This window comes from Kosakonia sp. CFBP8986 (assembly GCF_034044935.1).
GTDB lineage: Bacteria > Pseudomonadota > Gammaproteobacteria > Enterobacterales > Enterobacteriaceae > Kosakonia > Kosakonia cowanii.
In genome coordinates this window covers 560,384-577,288 of the sequence record NZ_JAXCXB010000001.1, presented here as the reverse complement: position 1 = coordinate 577,288, position 16,905 = coordinate 560,384, and the positions used below count along the sequence as shown (strand labels likewise).

The following is a 16,905-nucleotide window of genomic DNA, read 5'->3' as shown; positions in this document are numbered from 1 at the left end:
CCGTGGAAAATGCAGCTTTGATTTCCGGCTACAGCCTTTCGTTGCCTTATGCAAATCATGCTGAGCAGTTGATGAGCAATCTGCGGCAGGGTATGTGCGTTAACACTGCGCCCTGGTTTGCCAGCGAAGAGGAGGCCATCAAATGTGGGTTTAAGCGTAATGTCAGCGTGGCCAGGCTTAATGCGACAAAGGAGTCTGATCTTGACCTGATCTACCGCTTAATCGAAGAGGCAATGGCGCAGGCAGGTTTGACCTCTGCCGCGTTGGCAGGGGCGTCAGTGCGAGTCTATTTGACCGGTCTCGGACCGCGCATCGATGCGATGGATTACAAATCCTTTTACGACAAAAACGATATTGAAGACGTTGCTCTCTCTGCCTCGATAAAAAATCTGCATGTCAGAAATATGTCTCAGGATTATCTGGCTTTCAAACTGGCAGAGAAATACCGCCTGCAAATCCTGCCTGCTGCGATGCACTGCACCAGTAATTCCGCGCTGACGGCCATCCATTTGGGCTGTCAGGCAATTGAGCACGGCGGCCTTGATCTGGTTTGTATTATTAATTGTTCAAAAATTAACACCCAGGATATCTGGTTCCTCGAAAATCAGTCGATGCTGGCAAGCAAGGTGGTACAGCCGTTTGGTAAAAACAGCCAGGCGGTCTTATTTGCAGAAGGTTGTTCGGTGATGTTACTGGAGCGCCATGGATATCGTGGCAGTCAGGAGAGGCACAACGCTGTCCGCCTGAAATCAAATTACATCCAGACCAGTGCCGGGCGTAGCCACGATACCGGCTGGCTCAGCTCTAATCTCTTAAAAGTGATGCGCAGCGTATTGAGTGAAGCCGCGGTGACACCGGAACAGCTCTGCGCCATTATTCCGCACGGCAACGGCTCTTCAACCAGCGACAAATCGGAAGCGAAAGCGATTTCAATGCTGGTGGGCGAGCAGAAGATACCGGTACTGGCCTATAAAGGCATGATGGGTTATACCGCGACCGGTTCCGGCATTATCGATCTCATTATTGGTGCGGAGGCGTTGCGAAAGGGAGAGCTGATTCCGGCAGTGGCGAACGATGAAATAAGTGATGAAATATCTCATCAGCTATTGGTTAATCAGCCGGTCATGTCTCATCAAAAGCTACACCTGTTAAAAACCGGTCTCGGCGTGGATGGCTCAATTATCGGCGTCGTCATCTCTCTCTTCGCGAAAGAGGAGACCAGTCGATGAACGATGCAATGTATCTAAATGCCTTTGCGATGACCGAGCCGGAAGATGATTTTTATATTTACTCCCCCGGATGGCTAAATGTCTGGGAATCGCATCTCTATAACCAGGCGCTGAAAGCAACGGCTAAACGTGGCTGGGGCTTTAAGCGCTTCGGAACCAGCAAAGCGGTCTATGCGCGAGAGATGGTGCGTAAACCGGACTATATCCACTATATCGAGGCGCTTGAGCAGGCAGCGGAAAGTGCATTACAGAGCCTGGGCGCAAAAGAACGGATGCTGTTATTAAAATCGCGCACCGCGTTTATCTACGTTGATGCGTGGGGCGAGAGTGCCATTTTTGAAAATATCAGCAGCGCATTGCACACCTCAACTATCGATACGTTGCCGAAAAATCTTCTGAAGAAATTCGCCATCAAAGATGTCAGCTGCAAAATGCGCGGCGAGAAATTATCACTGATCGCCGCGATGCGCAGCGCGCAGGATTATCTTTGCTGGAATACGTTTGATTTTGTGGTGGTGTGCGCCGCCTGGCGCGCGATACCGCTACTAGTCTTCTCCGAAGCGGCATTAGCGGGAGAGGCCGGGAACAGAAGGGCGCAGCAAGTAAGCGGTATTCACTTAAGCGTTGAACGTGCCGGCTGCTTTATTTTTAGCCGCCGTGCAGGTGGCATCAGTGTTCGCTGTGGAAATTACCATAGCTGGCAGGATGGCGCGCAAACTCAGCGTGAACTCTATGAGAATGCGAGCGATATCGACCTGTTTGCGCATGCCGGACCGGCCACAAACCCCATGAAGCCTGAACAGGCAGTGAACATACTCGATCTCAGCGCCATTTTTGGTTCCAGCGGCTGTTTAACCTCTGCTCTGAGCTGGGAGTACCTGCAACAGAACGTTCCTCGCGGGACAAAAATACGCACTATCGTAAAAGACAGTTTCGGTGGTAGCGCCTGGTTCGACAGCTGGATCGACATGGAAAAGGAAGGCGCATGAAAAACAGCGTAAACGCTCTACCAGCCATTGTTCTCAGCGATATCTCAAAACAGTTCGGCACAGGAGAAAGCCAGGTTAGCGCATTAAAAGGCGTGAACCTTGAGATTGCGAAAGGGGAATTTATCGCGCTGTGCGGTCCCTCCGGCAGCGGCAAAAGTACGCTGCTTAATATCCTTTCCGGAATTGATCGGCCGAGCGCCGGACAGGTTATTTTTTTAAATCATCTGCTCAACGCTCTTCCCGAAAAGGAGATGGCCGCGATTCGTGGTCAACATCTCGGCTTTATCTTCCAGTTCTTCAATCTGATCCCGGTGCTGGACGTGCTGGATAATATTTTTTACCCGCTGGTTCTCAACGGCTATTGCGATAAAAAGGAGGCGAAAGCGCGTGCATTACATGCGCTCGATAGCGTCGGCCTCGCGCAGTTTGCTCGGCGAAAACCGGGCCAATTATCCGGTGGTCAGCAGCAACGTGTGGCGATTGCCCGCGCGCTTGCGCATCAGCCTGGCGTTGTTGTCGCCGATGAACCGACGGGCAATCTGGATTTAGCCACCGGCGAGGCGATCATGGATTTGCTGTTAAAAATTAATCAGCAAACACAAACCACCTTTATCGTTTCCACGCATTCCACCCAGCTCAAGGATCGGGCGAAGCGGGTTATTGAAATCACGGATGGAGAATTAACTTATGATTCGGCCCGGTAAACGGTATCGACTTAGGAGTGTAATCATTGGCTTATCGCTGGTGGTCAATGGGGCATTTGCCGCGCCAGCGTCTGAAGTTGAGAAAATAATAGCGCAGGGTTTTCCAGCACAGCAGCACGCGCTGATCGAAACCACCTCCGCATTATGGAATGAGTATCGCCGTGAACACCATGTCGCCTCGCTGATCTTTTACGCCTATGGTCTGTTACAACAGGCCAAACATTATGTGGCGATAAATGACTTTATCCACGCCGCAGAGTATGCAAAAACCGGTTTTTTCTATCTCGATGAGGCGGTGGAGTCAAACGACGATAATCTGCGATTACACTATTTACGTGCGCGTATCGATGCTTACTTACCTGCAAAAAGTGGTCGGTGCGTCATCGCTCTGCATGATACCGAACGCCTGATTAACGCAACAGGTTTGTTCGATGAGAATATGCTCATCCCCATTCGTTATATGCGCTACCGCGCGCTCATTGATTGCGGGCTGTCACACGACGCCGGGCAACTGTTAAATGAATTAAGGCAAACGGGAACGCGCGCGGAGAAATATACTCTTCTGCCGCCTGGCACCGCACCAGAGTGGGATCTGCAAGAGATAACGCAGATAGTTATGCCGCTATTAAATGAGAAGTAAAGGAATACACCATGTTATTCGTTAATCTGGCGATGAGCGCTATCCTGCTTTTTATTCTTTTCTGTTTATTATTTCGATTCAGAGATGCGCAGTTTGCTTTATTAAATATTTTTCGCCATCGGCGGCGCACTTTATCTACACTCGCCGCAATAATGCTTGGCGGTGTCGCCATTTTTCTGTATGGCGGTTTTATTCAATACTCCTTCTGGATTTTGAAAGAGCAAACCATTCGCACCAATATTGGTCATGTGCAAATTTATAATCCGGCCTATTTTGAGGGTGCAAAGAAAAATCAGAGCTTAATTGAAGATTATGCGGCGTTGAAGCAAGCCATTCTTGCACAGCCGGATTTATCGGCTGATATTTCAACGATTTCAGGTCAACTTGAGTTTACTGGCGTGGCCTCTCAATATGAAAACGAAACCACCAGTTACTTCTCCGGTCTTGGCGTCGAACCTTTAGCCGCATTAAAGCTTGGCTCATTCGATAAGTTGATCAGCGGTAGCGATTTGTCACGTGTAAAAACGGACGAGGTGACCGCTGGAAGCGGTCTGGCCAAAACCCTTAACGCCGCGTATGGCGACTGGCTGGATATTATGGTGGTAAATGCCCATGGAGGTCAGGGCGCTATCTCGTTAAAGGTACGCGGAATTTTTACCTCCGGCATTAAAGACTACGATGATACGGCAATGAAGATGCCGTTAATGACAGCGCAGCGTCTGATGGGAACTGAGGGTGTCAGCAAGGTGTTGATTCTGCTTAATACGGAAAACGTCTCAGGCTTTGCGGCTAAACTTCGACACTTTATTGCCCAACATCACTTACCGTTAATCGTAAAAGAGTGGAGTAGTGTCTCGCCATTTTATCAGCAAGTCGAAGATCTTCTCTCCGGGATTTACTTCTTTATTAAACTTCTTGTCGCGGTGATCGTTATTTTCATGATCGGCAATTCGCTCACCATGAATATCATTGAGCGTACCCGGGAAATTACCACCCTGCGCGCTATCGGGCTTAGGCCATGGCATGTCACACGGCTATTTATTCTGGAAGGGATTTTTATTGGCATTATCGGTGCGGCAGGCAGTCTGGCAATAGGGTTCGCTCTTGCCTGGCTTATTAATATTAAAGGCATTGCGATGCCGCCCTCGCCGGGACAGTCACAGGGTTACACCGCATTTATTAAAACCACGGATATAGATACGGTCTGGTTTACCTTTTTCTTACCGATTATTACCGCGGCTTTCGCGTCCCTGCGTCCTTCATTACGCGCAGCAAAACTGAATCTGGCCGATGCTTTTAAATTTTCATAAAACAGGACAGCTTATGAATATTTTCTCTCTATGTTTTATCACGCTGGCGATGATCCCTGTGGTCTGTAATGCGACGCCAGCGCAAGATATTATCCGCCGTGCTGATGAAATACGCTCTCCAAATCAACCGTTTCGCTATACCGTCACGGTGCGTGAATATAAAGAAAAAACCGGTGCGGCGGTCAATACACAGATTTTCGATGTTTCGATGCGCTTTATGAAGCCCGAAAATGGCCGGCCTGCGGATGCAAGATCCCTTGTGCGCTTTATCTATCCTGCCAGAGATAAAGGCAAAATTATGCTCTCGGATTGGTATGACTTATGGTTCTACTCGCCGGAGTTACGTCGTCCAATGCCTGTTTCGCCTGAGCAGCGCTTAGTCGGACAGATCGCGAATAGCGATGTCATTGTTACCAATTTCGATTACGCCTATAACGCTCAACTCACTGGCGAAGCGGCCTGTGGAAAGCGCCTCTGTTATCGACTCTCCCTCGAGCGAAAAACCCCCGCCGCAACCTATCCCAAAATTGTCTATCTGGTCGAGAAAGAGAGTTTTCGCCCTTATAGCGCCTCCTTTTATTCACAGGATGAGAAATTACTTAAGGAAGTGAGTTATCTGGATTACCAGACCGTGCTCGGAGAGGCACGGCCGATGAAAATCGTTGTGCATGATGCACGTCACCAGAAGGGATTTACCGTTATGGAATACAGCGAGGTCAGACTTGAGTCTCTGCCAGAATTTTACTTTACCAGGGAAGCTATTCAGCGGGGTGTGAAGTGAAATCGCTCATTAATACTCTGCTTATTCCTCTATCATTGCTTGCCTCTTTCTCGCAGGCGTCCTGCCTCTCCGGTGATGAGGTGGCCGCAAATAGCGAAACCGCGCTGATGCTGCAAACCTCCTATATAACGCGAACAGCTTCGCCGTGGAGAACCGCCGGAGAAAGGGCTTATACCCCGACAAATGCTTTTCAGGATGCCGGGATAAAATTCAGCAGCAAATGTGCGGTCATTGAAAATCGTCTGGATATCGATTTTTCCCTCTACGGACTTGCTTATTACGCATGGCATCTGCCCGGCTCTTTTGAAGAGGATCAGCAGCGCTCGCGTGTGCTGCTCAACAGGTTACAAATTAGCTACGCCCTTTCAGACCAGCTTCGCCTGGAGGCCGGGAAGTTACCGGCAACGCCGGGGCTCTTTTTTCTTAAATCGCCCGCTGCGCTGATGAGCAACTATTACGCGGGCTTTAAAAGCACCCGCATTTACGATCCCGCCATGCGGTCGAACTATAGCGAATCATCATGGGGCGCGCGATTGGTCGATAACCATCGCGACTACAGCCTCGTATTTACGGTTGCGCCGCAGCTGGCAACCATCAACCAGCGGTATGAAACTTCCAGCCATTGGTCAGCAAACCGGCGCGGCAATGCGCAGGCGCGGTATCTCTTAAGTTATACCGACTACCACCTGGCGAATCACACGCCTGCTCTTAGCCTGCTGCTGGGTGATAAACGATCTCTCGCGCTCTCGGACAGCTTCAGCTACACGCCAGCGCTCACTTTTAACGGCGAAGTGGCGTTGCACAACGCTCAGCAATGGCACCATTTTTCGCCTGAACGTGCCGCAGAGGTTGTGGATTATCAGTTTCCCTCTTCGCTTTATCGCGCAGACCGAAAACCGGGAGTAGAAGTGGCGTTAGGTGCGCAGTACACCACCCGCGACTTCGCTGTGCTGGGGCTTGAATACTACTTCCAGAGTGAAGGCTATTCAGACAGTGAATGGCAACAGCAGGCGCAACTTTCACGTTACCTGAACAGAGCGTCGCAGTCGGCGTTATTAGATCAGATCTTTGACGCTTACAAATATCTGATGGGGGCCGAAATCGGCAATATTGCCAACAAAGGGCAACTGCAGGGAAAACACTATTTGAGCGCCTATGGCAGTGTTCGCAGCGAGAAAGGGGCAACGCTTCAGCCCTATATCACGATGAATATGCGTGATAACAGCGCTCTGTTAGGCATACACCTTTCGACGCCCTTAGCCTCCTTTGACGACAGCCTGAATGTCTATGCCGGCGGCTGGGCCGGGCTTGGGAAACAGGATACGGAATTCGCTTTTTTTGGCAAAACCGTCGGATTTTATCTGGGGCTTAACTATCTCTTATAAGGACATGACAGATGAGTGAACAAAAAACAGAAAAAGCGGTTGTATTACTGTTCGCCGGACAGGGGAACCCGGCCATCGGCATGGGGGCTGACTTATGGGATCTCACTATGGCAACCAAACATATTTGGGATTGTGCCAGCGATGTCTCGGGGATTGATATTCGGCGCCTCTGCCTGAAAGGCCCGATGAACCGGTTGATTCAGACGACTGTACAGCAGCTGGCGGTGACGGCCATTAATGTCACGCTTTATACCCTCTGCCAGCAAAAAATGGATCCCTGTGCGATTATCGGTTCCTGCGGGCACAGCGTCGGCGAATATAGCGCCCTCTATGCCGCAGGTGCACTCTCTCTGGAGGGGCTCTTTGAGGCGATCCACTTTCGCGCGAAGGTTATGCATGAGATCAGCCGTCTGCACAAAGGCGAGATGGCGGCGGTGAAAGGTATTGATGTTCTGCGCCTGCGCGAACTGATCGACCATGCCGGGTTACTTATCGATATTAGCTGTGATAACAGCCCTAAGCAGCAGGTCATTGGCGGGGCGAGCGCGCCGCTACGTGATTTTTCTCGTCTGTTGCTGGAGAACGGATTAGAACCGGTCAAACTCGGCGTTAGCGGCGCGTGGCATACGCGTTTGATGACCGAGGGCGTTGCCTTGATGCGGGACTATCTTGCCGGAGTGGACGTTGCGCCACCGCGCCATGCGGTGGTCATGAATGTTTCTGGCAAGGCGGAGTATCACCCTGAGCAGATCAAAGAAAATCTCGCGCGCCATTTGACTCACACCGTTAAATGGCGTGACTCAATCGATGGGTGGCTTATTCATAAGCCGGACGTGCAGTTTGTCGAGATCAGCAATAAAGCCTACCTTGCTCAGATGCTCACTGACTTTATCGGGTTTACGCCCGCGATGTCCCGGCACTGCAAAACGCTTTTATCTGCGTGAGGGCGCCATCGTGATACCTGATTACCTGACTTTTATCCGCCACCAGGACAAAAAAATCCTTTTGCTGCTCTGCGCCATTATCTATTTGCTGCTGGGGCTATATTGGAAAAACGCGGCGTTTAACCTGACATCACAGGACGCAATGATCACCAGCGCGATCCTTGCGCTGGTGATGTTTCATTTTATCTGGGAGCTAAAAGCCTACTGGGCGTATAAATGTGTGATTAAAAATATCGATCTCTCATTCTTTATTGGCAAAAAAGCGGGTCGGCTGGAAAGGGCGCTGTCGCGACCGGCAATCGCCAGCCTGCTGAGCGGAACGCTCTTTTGGCTTATTACCCAGGCGGCGCTGTTATTTTTTACGCCAGAGCGGGTGCTGCCATTTCTGGCTGCGCTGTCGCCGCTCTTTCTCTTTGGTGTGTTTCGTTGTATCAGAAGCAGTTACATCAAGCTTATCGGGCAAGAAGCGAATGAAACAGTGCAGTTTAAGCATCTTCACCGTTATGTTGCCCACTACCTGTTGATCAGCCTCGGCGTAAGCCTGTTAACCATTGTGCCGCTTAAAAACCAGCCTGAGTTTTCCCTCGAACAGGGGGTGTTCTTCGCGCCGCTTATGGTCGCGATGCTGCTGCTCTGCGCAATTGTGCTGGCGATGAATCTGCTTTTTGTTCGGTTATCGAGGCGCTATATCTTTCTTGGGCGCCTCTTTATGCGTGAAATTGACTTCTACTTCGCCAGTTCGCTGCCTCGGTTCATTAATACAGGTACACCTTTCTGGCTGCGGCTTTTGAGCTTACTGGTAATTGAAGCGCTCTGGATCGCCGTAATCAGCTTATTACTTGATTTTTCGGGCGTAGCAATTTTCTTCGAAGCCTATTTCCTGCTGTGTCTGCTACCGTGCCTCGCGTTTAGCTTCCTGCATATTTACAGGCTGTGGCATAACGATTTTTTGATGGCGTGTGATATGTGTTTTCGCTGGGATGAGATAAACAAACAGTCGCAACTCTGGTAGTGCATGTCCGTCTGGAGTGGCTATACGCTGCAGACGGACATTACCAGTCTAAGGAGAGAGAGTAGGGGATGACAGGTGGGCATGCTCAAGCAAATTATCTTTAATCAGCAGGAGATCGCTGATCTTTTTCCCGCCCATCTTTTTGCATGCTTTATTTCGGTAGGCATAAACCCGCTTCGGTGAAATAGAGAGTAGCTTGGCAATAAGATGGATGTTTTTCCCCTTCAGCGATTCATTTAACACAATCCTTTCAATATCGCTGAGGACGTTTTCTTTATGCGTGGCCTCTTTCCTGAGCTTGGCGAGTTTTTTAATCGCGTGGCTAATCTCATTTAGCGAGTCCTGGGCTTTAAGCACAATATCCGCTTCGTCGATCAAAATATTTCGCGTTGTGCCGGAAATAACGAGAAGCTTGCATACTTTATTGAGCGGGGAGATGGCTTTAGCGTAAGCCATATTCTTTTTATCGAGATGGAGAATAACTACGTCGTCCAGAGTTAGTTCGGTGAGTAATTGCGGGTTGAACTGTTGCGCTTCGATTGTCCAGCCTCTTGCATTAGCCAATGAAATCATTCCGTTCTGAAAATATACATCATCGCTTATTGTATAGATCTTCATATGATTAATTACCATATAGAATAATGCCTGGGAGAGTGTTTCGGATTGTAAATTGCTCCCGCACGAAGCCGTAATTAAATAGTCTTAAATAAGATCTTAACGTTCAACGCAGGTTATTATTCCAGGTTGTGATAGTAATTGAACGGGCTATACTCTATTTCGGTACGTTTCTACTATTGCCTTCTTACATGGTTAAAAAGAAGTCTAACATGCTGTTTTCCCATGTAATTTCTAAATCGTGAGCGAGGACCGCCCGGACGCTAAAAGAGGGAATATGTGGGCGGTGCCACGCTAATTCTGGCCCTGTCGATCTGCGTCGATGGACGTTTGTTTGCAACATCCTGAACGTAAGATGTGTTAACTACCGTAAGGGTCTGAATGATGGAAACTTATCTTAAATCGATGAAGGGTGAATGGCTTACCCTATTAGAAAAGACCGATCACAACATTCGCCGTCTCACCGCTGAGGTGGCTCATACCCACGCCCACGACCTTAGTGAAACCTTTTACCGCATCGTATTAACCGATCCCCATGCCCGTGAATTTCTCTCTAATGCCCAGGTTGAAATACATCTTAAATCCGCGCTGGAGCGCTGGATAAAGGAAGTATTAGCCTGCACACCGGATGATATCGAGCGCCTGATTCAGCAGCAGCACACGGTTGCCGAAGTGCATGCGCGCATTGGTATCTCCGTCGAACTGGTCGAGATGGGCTTTCGCGTCCTTAAGAAGATCTTTTACCCGGTGATTATTGAAAGTGAGTTCAGCGCAGAAGAGAAATTGCAGATTTATCACCATGCGATCAACAGTATCGACCTTGCAATGGAAGTGATGTCGCGAGCCTTCTCGTTCAGTGAGCATAACTCAGCCAAAGAGGATGAAAATTATCGTATCTTCTCGCTAATGGAGAATGCAGAAGAGGAGAAAGAGCGGCAAACCGCGGCGCTTCTCAGTTGGGAAATTGACCTGATTTATAAAATCATTATGGATGCTGATTTAGGCAATACGCTGGCCGTCAGCCAGTCCGATTTTGGTTTATGGTTTAACCACAAAGGACGCCACTATTTTAGTGGGATCGCGGAGGTTGGTCATATATCCCGTCTGCTGCAAGAGCTTGACGAAATATTTCGGTCTACCCGCGCAACACCCCGCGCATTAAGTAATCGCGCGCTGCGCGTCGGCTTTCTTATTTCCGTAAGAAAAAATGTGGTGCAGATAATCACATTGCTGCGGGAGCTATTTGAAGAGGTTTCCCGCCACGAAGTGGGCATGGATGTCTTAACGAAATTACTCAACCGTCGCTTTATGCCTACCATTTTCAAACGCGAAATTTCCCATGCGCAAAGGGCCTCTACGCCGCTGTCAGTGTTAATTATAGATGTCGACAAATTTAAGCAAATAAACGATAGCTGGGGACATCCCATGGGGGATGAGATCCTGCGTAAAGTCTCAAATGCTTTTTATGACAACGTGCGCAGCAGTGATTATGTCTTTCGTTATGGCGGCGATGAATTTGTCATCCTGCTAACTGAAGCGACAGAGTTTGACACGCATCGAATTGGCGAACGTATCCGCTCTCGCGTCGAAAAGACCATCATTAAAACGCCTGAGGGTGAGCGGGTACCGATTTCTCTCTCTATCGGTGCCGCCATGTTTGATGGCCACCCCGACTACGAGCGCTTTATTCAGCGCGCTGATGAAGCGCTCTATATTGCGAAAGAGCGCGGCCGCAACTGTGTCCATATCTGGCAAGCCGCAGAGTAATCACACCGGAGGAAAGAGCGCGAAGGAGGCTCGCATCTCATTTGCCTCCTCCCGCGGGCTGCGGCCAAACAGGCGGCGAAACTCGCGGTTAAACTGTGAAGGGCTCTCATAGCCAACGTGAAAAGCCGCACCCGCAGCGGTTGCGTTATCGCGAATCATCAATAAGCGTGCCTGGTTAAGCCGCACAGACTTGATGTACTGCAGCGGTGAGGTGCTGGTGACGGATTTAAAGTGTTTATGAAACGCAGGCACGCTAAGACCGGCATCCTTTGCCAGCGTCGGAATATGCAGCGGCTCGGTAAAGTGTGTATGGATACGCTGCAACACTTTAGCAATCGCTGCAAATTGCCCCTGATTAACCAGCGCCGCACGCAGCGCATCGCCACGTTCCCCCATCAGCACCCGGTAATATAACTCCCGCACTAACTGTGGACCCAGCACCTGCGCCTCCTGCTTTGACGAGAGCGCTTTCAGTAATCGCAATGCCGTATCGGCAAGATCGGCTTCGAGTGGCGTGGACATAATGCCTTCCGGCGCCGCCTCTGCGCGACCGGGCGGCAGATCCAGCGACAGCATCAGTTCAGAGAGCACCGTCATATCGAGATCCACCGTCAGCGCCAGCAGCGGCTTCTCAGGGCTGGCGTCCGTTTCCGTTGAGAAGGGGAGCGGTACCGATAACACCAGATAGTGCTGTTTATCGTAGTAATAAACGCGATTCGCCAGATAACCCCGCTTCTGCCCCTGGCAAACGATAACAATGCAGGGCTTGTAAACCACCGGCGTGCGGGCCAGCGGGCGGTCTGAGCGCATAAAGCAGACGCTCTCCAGCGCCGAGCGTGTAGAGCCTTCGTGCGGTGCAAGCGCCCGCAGTAACGCGACCATCTCCTCCATCATTACTCCTCGCATCTGTTGATATTTGAGCAACCATTCTGCCGATTCACGCGCAACAAGTGAACAATGCGAAGAGAAACAGGCAATCATGGGATAAGAATGCGCCTGTTTTGCGAGTCGCGCGCTGGTTAACCTGTTTGCGTCACTTAATACGGGAGAAGAGAGATGAGTAATCGCAAAATTATTCTGCTCACTGGCGCAAGCAGTGGGATCGGTGAAGCCACCGCACGTCGCCTGGTGCAGGCGGGTCATCATCTGGTCATTGGCGCGCGCCGCATTGAGCGTTTGCAGGCCCTGCGTGATGAACTGGGTAACATAGACTGTTTAGCCATTGACGTAACTCAGGCGGAGGATCTGGCGAAGATGGCGCAATTCGCGCTGCAGCAGCATGGCCGCATCGATGTTCTGATCAATAACGCTGGTGTAATGCCGCTCTCACCGCTGGCGGCGTTGAAAATGGAGGAGTGGCGTCAGACTATCGACGTCAACGTTCACGGCGTGCTGAACGGCATTGCGGCGGTGCTGCCGACCATGCAGCAGCAGCGGGCAGGGCAGATCATCAACGTTGCCTCTATTGGCGCGCATGCGGTCTTTCCGCTCTCCGCCGTGTATTGCGCCAGCAAGTTTGCTGTTCGCGCGATCTCCGACGGGCTGCGCCAGGAGAGCGACTATATTCGCGTCACTGTAGTCAGCCCGGGTGTGGTCGCCTCTGAACTGGCCGATCACATTACCGATGCCAGTGCGAAAGCGTCGATGGAGGGTTTTCGCCGTATCGCATTACCCGCAGAGGCGATTGCCGATGCCATCGCGTGGTCCATTGAGCAGCCGGACAGCGTCGATGTCAGCGAGATCATTGTGCGTCATACGCAAAGCCCTTACTGAGTTTCGCATCATTGCAAGGAGCCGCTCGCGGCTCCTTTTTTGTGATCCAGGGCGGCTGATGTGATTAAAGCGGGATTATCTGCGTCCACTCGCTGTGCGGTTGTGTCACACTTGCCTCATCGGGTTGAGATACAAGGACAAAGGATGAAACGTTTATTCTGGTCAGCCGCCATCGCCGCGGCCCTGGCATTACCCAGCGCGATGGCGCAAACGACACCGGAGGGCTACAGCCTGCAACAGGTGGTGATTGTCAGCCGCCACGGTATTCGCGCGCCGCTGGCAAACAACGGCAGTGCGCTGGCGCAGGCCACCGCCAAACCGTGGCCAACCTGGAAAGTGGCGGGCGGGGAGCTGACGGATCGTGGTGCGCTGGTGGAGATCTTTTTTGCTCATCAGATGCGTAAGTGGATGACCCACGAAAAAGTGCTCTCTACCGAACAGTGCCCGACAAAGAAACAGTTTTTCGTCTGGGCAAATAGCCTGCCGCGCACCCATGACACCGCGCAATTCTTCGTCAGTAACACCTTTATTGCCTGCGATGTGCCGATCTTCCATCAGCGCAAAATGGGCGAAATGGATCCGCTGTTTAATCCGGTTATCACCGAGGACAACGAGGCGTTTCGCCAGCAAGCCGTTGCGGCGATGGAGGCCAGCCGCCAGCGTGTCGATCTGACTGAGAGCTATAAACTGCTGGAGCAGATCGTTGATTATTCAGCCTCGCCAGCTTGCAAAGCGCAAAGCGGCAAGCCCTGTACCCTGAGTGATGAAAAGGATTCCTTCCGTGCCGATTACCGGCTGGAGCCCTCCGTCAGCGGGCCATTAAAAACGGCAAACGCGCTGGTGGATGCATTTACCCTGCAATATTACGAAGGCTTCCCACAGGATGAAGTCGCCTTTGGCGGGATAAAAAGTGACAAGCAGTGGCAACTGCTGGAGAAGCTGAAAAACAGCTATCAGTCCATTCTCTTTACCACACCAGAGGTGGCGCGTAATGTGGCCAAACCGTTGCTTAATTACCTCGACCAACAGCTGGTGGAGAAGCCGGCCGCTGCGCCGAAAGTAACGCTGCTGGTTGGTCACGACTCCAATATCGCCTCGCTGCTGGCGGCGCTGGATGCTAAACCGTGGCAACTTCCCGGTCAGTTTGAGCAGACCCCCATCAGCGGAAAAGTGGTGTTCCAGCGCTGGCATGACGACAAGAGCAACCGCGATCTGATGAAGATTGAGTATCTCTACTTCACCGCCGAGCAGATGCGTAATGTGGCAAAAATGGGGTTTGATTCGCCGGTGCAACGTTACACGCTGGAGCTAACAGGCTGCCCGACCGACAGTAACGGATTCTGTCCGATGGAAAAATTCAGTGAAGTGATGCGCAAAGTCGCGGAGTAAAAAGCAGATACGCTCCCCCAAAAATGGGGGAGCCGAAGCGCTACACGTTCTGGCGCTCTATGGTCTGTTCACCCCAGAAGAGGGAGTCTTTATCAGTCTTTTCAAAGGCGCGCATCAACACTTCATCGCTGCCTTCTTCCCAAATCTTCTCGGCGAGAACCTCGTCGTAATCAGCCAGTTCGAAGATCGCCTCGGCGATTTCTGGCGATGTATTACGCAGACTGGCCCATTCACCTACGCGATGAGCTTTTGCTTCCTGAGTTGGCATAAGCGCCTCCTGTTAAAGTTAGCCGTTCAGTTTGACTGCCAGCCGGCAATCGTGGTCGCGCCATAAGGCCCGCCGCCGCGAATACGCGAAAATCAGACCGCTGTTTCACGGCGTAGCCGATGGGAACAATCATCATCCCATGATGAGCAAGCGTAGTTCAGACTGAGGAAATTGTATGTTCCTGACTACGCCAGTGCCGGTATTAGCTGTTGCTCCTGCTACGTTGATTGCGCAGCGATACGCTGCGTCCCCTATTAAGGGTATGACGTGATGGCGAGAGTGCAAATCGACACGCGCCATTGCTGATAATTAAGACTATTTCCCCACACAAATCCACAGTTACGTTTTGACACATTTTTCACCCCATTAATTTCCCCATACATAAGAATTATTTATTGGTTTCGCTTAAGTCATTTCTGCCGCTCGGCCCCGAAGCTGTTGCAAAATGTTAATGGAGAAGCGATGGTGAGCCGCGTTCCACTAAGCTTATTCTCACGCGGCGCAGTTAAAGGGTTAGCTTTAACGTCGTGAGGTGAAAGAGTCCTCTTTTACTGAATGCAGAAAGATGTCTGATATTTCACTAACACCGACTGGAGGTGAAGAGATGGCAAATCATCGTGGTGGTTCAGGTAACTTCGCTGAAGACCGTGAAAGAGCATCAGCAGCAGGTCGCAAAGGCGGCCAGCAGAGCGGGGGGAACTTTAAAAACGATCCTCAGCGCGCCTCAGAAGCAGGTAAAAAAGGGGGCAAAAACAGTCACGGTAGCCGGAGCAACAACGGCAACAGCTAACGAGACCTGTCGGTAAATCTTAAAGGTTACCGAAATGCCCGCCGCCGGGGAGACCCGGCGGTTTTTTTTCGTCTGCGATCGCCCACGCCCTCTTCAATCTTCCAGCGGATAAAGCTGCTCAGAGGGTCGAGCCAGACGCCGACCTTTGCTATGCTGCAGCCTGGTTAGGGTCATGGAGTGGGTATGGCAAAGGAAATGGGTAAACGTACGCGGGCAGTCAGCGAAAAACGGCAGGCTATTCTCAGCGCCGCGCTGGAGGTTTTCTCCCGTCTCGGCTTTCACGGCGCGCGCGTGGAGCAGGTGGCCGAGCAGGCTGGGGTCTCGAAAACCAATCTCCTCTACTATTTCCCGTCAAAAGAGGCGCTATATATTGCCGTGCTGCGTCAACTGCTCGATGTCTGGCTGGCCCCGCTCCGTGCGTTTCGTTCCGACTTACAGCCGCTTGCGGCGATCAAAGAGTACATTCGCCTGAAGCTGGAGGTCTCGCGCGATCATCCGCAGGCATCCCGTCTTTTCTGCCATGAAATGTTGCAGGGTGCGCCGCTGCTGAAAGCGGAGCTGACCGGCGATTTGAAAACGCTGGTGGAGGAGAAGTCAGCGATTATTGCCGGCTGGATCGCCAGCGGTAAGCTCGCCGCCGTCGATCCACACCATCTGATCTTTATGATCTGGGCCGCCACGCAGCACTACGCTGATTTCGCTACCCAGGTGGAAGCGGTCACTGGCGCGACCCTGCAGGATGACGCCTTTTTTCAGCGCACCGTCGACAATGTTCAGCGCATGATTATTGAAGGCATCCGCGTCCGTTAATGGGCGGGCGGAAGGGGGCAGCTCATATCGCCCTCTTCACACTGTAACAGCGAGGCGAGCCACGCTTCGCGTTCATTGGTTTTATCCGCCAGGCACTGGTTCAATACCATCGGTTGGCCGCTGCTGCCTTCGGTGCCGGAGCCCACAAACGCGCAGTCATTGTCGCGCACGGCTATCCAGCTTTTCTGCGCTTTTTTCAGCATCTCAGCCTGCTGGGGCGAAGAACGCTTTAGCGCTTCCTGATAAGTCTGGTTGAGCTTCTTATCTGCGGCTTCATATTGCGCAGCGGTACACATATTGAGCGCCGTCTGAGTGGAGGCGTTATCACACTCATCAGCATAGAGCGGTTGGCTGAGCAGCAACGCGCTCAGCATCAACAAAGATCGTTTCATTCTATTCCCTCCCTGATCACATTCATTCAGCGAATTTATTAACATAGCCCTTAAAAAATGTCACTTCGCCATTACCCATGCTGATGAACGGATTGCTATGTTCGTTT

General features: G+C 51.3%; 18 protein-coding genes and 1 pseudogene. 14 read left to right on the top strand and 5 right to left on the bottom strand.

Translation table 11 applies throughout. The features are described from left to right. Positions 1–2 precede the first annotated feature (2 nt). Genes SOM48_RS02730 through SOM48_RS02690 form a run of 9 tightly spaced genes read left to right on the top strand, consistent with a single transcriptional unit; the run spans position 3 to position 8,994 of the window. Positions 3–1,229: a beta-ketoacyl synthase N-terminal-like domain-containing protein gene (locus SOM48_RS02730; protein ID WP_320511386.1), complete on the top strand. Its 1,227-nt coding sequence runs from the start codon at positions 3–5 to the stop codon at positions 1,227–1,229. Further along, positions 1,226–2,218 carry an ATP-binding protein gene (locus tag SOM48_RS02725; RefSeq protein ID WP_320511385.1) on the top strand — a complete coding sequence of 331 codons (993 nt, stop codon included), beginning with the start codon at positions 1,226–1,228 and terminating at the stop codon, positions 2,216–2,218. The genes SOM48_RS02730 and SOM48_RS02725 overlap by 4 nt, the downstream gene beginning before the upstream one ends. Continuing rightward, positions 2,215–2,922, top strand: a complete 708-nt coding sequence (locus tag SOM48_RS02720; RefSeq protein ID WP_319551747.1) for an ABC transporter ATP-binding protein — start codon at positions 2,215–2,217, stop codon at positions 2,920–2,922. The genes SOM48_RS02725 and SOM48_RS02720 overlap by 4 nt, the downstream gene beginning before the upstream one ends. After that, positions 2,906–3,562: a hypothetical protein gene (locus tag SOM48_RS02715; RefSeq protein ID WP_320511384.1), complete on the top strand. Its 657-nt coding sequence runs from the start codon at positions 2,906–2,908 to the stop codon at positions 3,560–3,562. The genes SOM48_RS02720 and SOM48_RS02715 overlap by 17 nt, the downstream gene beginning before the upstream one ends. 11 nt (positions 3,563–3,573) lie before the next feature. Beyond that, entirely contained in the window at positions 3,574–4,872 is a 1,299-nt protein-coding gene (locus SOM48_RS02710) for an ABC transporter permease (protein ID WP_320511383.1), read from the top strand. 49 nt (positions 4,873–4,921) lie between these two features. Next, complete coding sequence (locus SOM48_RS02705) at positions 4,922–5,653, top strand: outer membrane lipoprotein-sorting protein (RefSeq protein ID WP_232374453.1); 732 nt, start codon at positions 4,922–4,924, stop codon at positions 5,651–5,653. After that, positions 5,650–7,038, top strand: a complete 1,389-nt coding sequence (locus tag SOM48_RS02700; protein WP_320511382.1) for a hypothetical protein — start codon at positions 5,650–5,652, stop codon at positions 7,036–7,038. The genes SOM48_RS02705 and SOM48_RS02700 overlap by 4 nt, the downstream gene beginning before the upstream one ends. An 11-nt stretch (positions 7,039–7,049) precedes the next feature. Then, on the top strand, positions 7,050–7,982 hold the full coding sequence (locus tag SOM48_RS02695; RefSeq protein ID WP_320511381.1) for an ACP S-malonyltransferase: 933 nt from the start codon (positions 7,050–7,052) through the stop codon (positions 7,980–7,982). 10 nt (positions 7,983–7,992) lie between these two features. Further along, positions 7,993–8,994: a hypothetical protein gene (locus SOM48_RS02690; RefSeq protein ID WP_320511380.1), complete on the top strand. Its 1,002-nt coding sequence runs from the start codon at positions 7,993–7,995 to the stop codon at positions 8,992–8,994. 48 nt (positions 8,995–9,042) lie between these two features. Here the strand turns inward: SOM48_RS02690 and SOM48_RS02685 are convergent, their stop codons facing one another. After that, positions 9,043–9,612 (bottom strand): helix-turn-helix transcriptional regulator, encoded by a 570-nt coding sequence (locus SOM48_RS02685; RefSeq protein WP_080263019.1) that lies wholly within the window; start codon positions 9,610–9,612, stop codon positions 9,043–9,045. 381 nt (positions 9,613–9,993) lie between these two features. On the opposite strand from SOM48_RS02685, the gene SOM48_RS02680 reads away from it, so the two are divergent. Further along, positions 9,994–11,376 (top strand): diguanylate cyclase, encoded by a 1,383-nt coding sequence (locus SOM48_RS02680; protein WP_076769661.1) that lies wholly within the window; start codon positions 9,994–9,996, stop codon positions 11,374–11,376. Here SOM48_RS02680 and SOM48_RS02675 read toward each other — a convergent pair whose 3' ends face one another. Further along, a complete protein-coding gene (locus tag SOM48_RS02675) occupies positions 11,377–12,270 on the bottom strand; it encodes an AraC family transcriptional regulator (protein ID WP_288880311.1) in 894 nt (297 codons plus the stop codon). It lies immediately after the preceding gene. 162 nt (positions 12,271–12,432) lie between these two features. Between SOM48_RS02675 and SOM48_RS02670 the strand changes: the two genes are divergently transcribed. Next, on the top strand, positions 12,433–13,149 hold the full coding sequence (locus SOM48_RS02670; RefSeq protein ID WP_042713490.1) for an SDR family oxidoreductase: 717 nt from the start codon (positions 12,433–12,435) through the stop codon (positions 13,147–13,149). Between the two features lie 144 nt (positions 13,150–13,293). Continuing rightward, positions 13,294–14,538, top strand: a complete 1,245-nt coding sequence (gene agp, locus SOM48_RS02665) for a bifunctional glucose-1-phosphatase/inositol phosphatase (RefSeq protein ID WP_320511379.1) — start codon at positions 13,294–13,296, stop codon at positions 14,536–14,538. A 40-nt stretch (positions 14,539–14,578) separates the two neighbouring features. On the opposite strand, the gene SOM48_RS02660 is transcribed toward agp, so the two are convergent. Together SOM48_RS02660 and SOM48_RS02655 are read right to left on the bottom strand one after the other, a co-directional pair. After that, positions 14,579–14,806: a YccJ family protein gene (locus SOM48_RS02660; protein ID WP_023481800.1), complete on the bottom strand. Its 228-nt coding sequence runs from the start codon at positions 14,804–14,806 to the stop codon at positions 14,579–14,581. A 41-nt stretch (positions 14,807–14,847) separates the two neighbouring features. Further along, positions 14,848–15,010 (bottom strand): annotated as a pseudogene (locus SOM48_RS02655) (NAD(P)H:quinone oxidoreductase); the annotation flags it as partial. A gap of 400 nt (positions 15,011–15,410) precedes the next feature. Between SOM48_RS02655 and SOM48_RS02650 the strand changes: the two are divergent. Continuing rightward, the gene (locus SOM48_RS02650) at positions 15,411–15,596 is read left to right on the top strand and encodes a con-10 family general stress protein (RefSeq protein ID WP_023481335.1); all 186 of its coding nucleotides are present in this window, start codon (positions 15,411–15,413) and stop codon (positions 15,594–15,596) included. Between the two features lie 183 nt (positions 15,597–15,779). Beyond that, positions 15,780–16,406, top strand: a complete 627-nt coding sequence (gene rutR, locus SOM48_RS02645; protein ID WP_076769664.1) for an HTH-type transcriptional regulator RutR — start codon at positions 15,780–15,782, stop codon at positions 16,404–16,406. Here the strand turns inward: rutR and SOM48_RS02640 are convergent. Then, positions 16,403–16,798, bottom strand: a complete 396-nt coding sequence (locus SOM48_RS02640) for a lysozyme inhibitor LprI family protein (protein ID WP_320511378.1) — start codon at positions 16,796–16,798, stop codon at positions 16,403–16,405. The genes rutR and SOM48_RS02640 overlap by 4 nt on opposite strands. Between the last annotated feature and the right edge of the window lie 107 nt (positions 16,799–16,905).

Bases quoted from the DNA above. Each gene is read 5' to 3' on its own strand.
- SOM48_RS02725 (WP_320511385.1), top strand. From the start codon at position 1,226: ATGAACGATGCAATGTATCTAAATGCCTTTGCGATGACCGAGCCGGAA.
- SOM48_RS02720 (WP_319551747.1), top strand. From the start codon at position 2,215: ATGAAAAACAGCGTAAACGCTCTACCAGCCATTGTTCTCAGCGATATC.
- SOM48_RS02715 (WP_320511384.1), top strand. From the start codon at position 2,906: ATGATTCGGCCCGGTAAACGGTATCGACTTAGGAGTGTAATCATTGGC.
- SOM48_RS02710 (WP_320511383.1), top strand. From the start codon at position 3,574: ATGTTATTCGTTAATCTGGCGATGAGCGCTATCCTGCTTTTTATTCTT.
- SOM48_RS02705 (WP_232374453.1), top strand. From the start codon at position 4,922: ATGATCCCTGTGGTCTGTAATGCGACGCCAGCGCAAGATATTATCCGC.
- SOM48_RS02695 (WP_320511381.1), top strand. From the start codon at position 7,050: ATGAGTGAACAAAAAACAGAAAAAGCGGTTGTATTACTGTTCGCCGGA.
- SOM48_RS02685 (WP_080263019.1), bottom strand. From the start codon at position 9,612: ATGAAGATCTATACAATAAGCGATGATGTATATTTTCAGAACGGAATG.
- SOM48_RS02680 (WP_076769661.1), top strand. From the start codon at position 9,994: ATGGAAACTTATCTTAAATCGATGAAGGGTGAATGGCTTACCCTATTA.
- SOM48_RS02675 (WP_288880311.1), bottom strand. From the start codon at position 12,270: ATGATGGAGGAGATGGTCGCGTTACTGCGGGCGCTTGCACCGCACGAA.
- SOM48_RS02670 (WP_042713490.1), top strand. From the start codon at position 12,433: ATGAGTAATCGCAAAATTATTCTGCTCACTGGCGCAAGCAGTGGGATC.
- agp (WP_320511379.1), top strand. From the start codon at position 13,294: ATGAAACGTTTATTCTGGTCAGCCGCCATCGCCGCGGCCCTGGCATTA.
- SOM48_RS02660 (WP_023481800.1), bottom strand. From the start codon at position 14,806: ATGCCAACTCAGGAAGCAAAAGCTCATCGCGTAGGTGAATGGGCCAGT.
- SOM48_RS02650 (WP_023481335.1), top strand. From the start codon at position 15,411: ATGGCAAATCATCGTGGTGGTTCAGGTAACTTCGCTGAAGACCGTGAA.
- rutR (WP_076769664.1), top strand. From the start codon at position 15,780: ATGGCAAAGGAAATGGGTAAACGTACGCGGGCAGTCAGCGAAAAACGG.
- SOM48_RS02640 (WP_320511378.1), bottom strand. From the start codon at position 16,798: ATGAAACGATCTTTGTTGATGCTGAGCGCGTTGCTGCTCAGCCAACCG.